General features: G+C 55.9%; 2 protein-coding genes. One reads left to right on the top strand and one right to left on the bottom strand.

What is annotated here, in order from left to right; genetic code table 11:
• Window positions 1-290: ferritin-like domain-containing protein (locus tag O2S87_RS18505; protein WP_475410193.1), on the top strand; the 290-nt coding region annotated here is incomplete at its 5' end.
• A gap of 106 nt (window positions 291-396) precedes the next feature.
• Here O2S87_RS18505 and O2S87_RS18500 read toward each other — a convergent pair.
• Window positions 397-1,542, bottom strand: coding sequence for a nitric oxide synthase oxygenase (locus O2S87_RS18500; protein WP_475410192.1), 1,146 nt, complete (start codon window positions 1,540-1,542; stop codon window positions 397-399).
• Window positions 1,543-1,914: the final 372 nt, after the last annotated feature.

Genomic DNA, 1,914 nt, shown 5'->3' with positions numbered 1-1,914 from the left:
ATCTTGAAGAAGGTGCCGACCGGATCGCTGAACGCGCACAGGCGATCGGCGGCGTTCCGGTTGCAGGCCCAGCCAACCAGGAGGAACGCGCCACTATTGAGTTCGAAGGCGAGGACGTCTACGACATTCGCACCTCGCTGGCCAACGATATGGATGCCTACGGCGATATGATCCAGGAGATGCGCGAGCACATCCAACTGGCGGCCAACCTCGGTGACCCGACGACCGAGCACATCCTCAAGGAGGTCCTGACAGAGCTCGAAGAGGACGCCCACCACGTCGAACACTAATATGGAGTTCATATCCGCACTGGACGAGTGCTTCGGAGCAGGCAGTCTCGTCATCACTAAGATCTTCTTCATTAATAACGAATAGGACACAAAATACGACGTTGTCTTATTGATCTGGGAGTTGTTGTGGAATATAAAAGAAACTAGGCGTCCGGACGGTGGTGTCGTACGACTGGTCGAATACGTGTGTTGTTGCAGAACTCATTGGCGGCAGTAGCCAGCTCCGATCACCGGTGACCGAGCGCCCATCGTTTGTCTCGTTTTGTTCGAACTGTGCGAACTGGTCAGTTGCGGTGTGATGGTCGACGATCTTCACGCCCGCCTTTTCGTAGGAGTGCAACACTGCCTGGTTGAGGACGACGAGTGCCTCGTCTTTCCACAGCGAGCGGTTCTCCGAGGTGTCGTAGCCGAGCCGCTGGCCGACCGCCGAGAGCATATCGTATCGATCCTGGTCAGCGAGGTTTCGCGCGCCGATTTCAGTGCCCACATACCAGCCATTGAACGGTGCAGCAGTGTAATTGAGCCCGCCGATTTCGAGTCGCATGTTCGAGATAATCGGCACATCGTACCAGCGTAGACCGAGTTCGGCAACCCACTCGTACTCCGGGTGTGTGATTGGAACCTCGACGAACAACTCTTCGGGGACCTCGAATAGCACTGGATCGCCGTCGCCGACCTGGATAACGTGTGGGAGCGGATCGAACCGACCACCGTTGCCTTCCCAACCTATAGATTCACAGTACTCCGTGAACTCGCGTTGGTCCGGATCGCCGACGATGCCGTCTTCGGTTTCGTAGCCAGCGTACCGTAGAAGCTGGTCGTTCCAGATACGAACGCGTTCGGTATGTTGCGTGTCCGGTTGGAAGATCGTAATCGTCGGCCGGATGTCGCCTCCGTTTCTCGCATACTCAATGTGTCGACAGCACGCTTCGTGGACTGCTTTGGGCGTTTCGCAGTCGCGTTCATCGATCACATCCAGCGACTGCCAGAACAGTCGCCCGATACAGCGGTTGCTGTTGCGCCAGGCCATCCGTGCGCCGTGGGTGAGTTCTTCGGTCGTGTGTGTATACGACCCCATCTCCGAGATCTCACGTTCAATTACTGCGAGTCGGTCGTCGACGGCATCACGTTTGTCGAGTTCGTCGTAACACTGTCTGATGAATGCCGACGCGCGCTCACGCAACTCCGCAGGACTGTACTCCGGGGCTGGTTGTGTGAGCGTAGTTTCGTGTTGCGCCAGCGAATCAAACATGCCCTATTTTTGTTGCCAGCAGACTAAAACGGCCCGTTCGCTACCGAATTCTGGTATGAATACCTAGTCCGAACGTGTTTTCCCAGATAGGTTTGTCAGTCTCTGGTAGGGACAGTTTGGCTGGTACTAGGGACAGATGCACTAGTGGGTCTTCAGTCGTGATCTGTTAGAAATCCACTACACACCGTTTATCTATAACTTCACCTTTGAAGACACACTCAGTTGATCACATCAGGAGCCTCCCAATCTCCTCCAATAGGTGCTGAATCTGTGTCTGCGGTGGCTGGCTAGCCTCCAGCAAGACGGTGGCTGGGAGTTCTACCGGCATCCAGTCGCTGTCGGCGGCGATCAGCCGCCGACGCGACGGCGTTG

Source organism: Halohasta sp. A2 (genome assembly GCF_056175805.1).
This window is presented reverse-complemented; position numbering and strand designations above follow the sequence as displayed.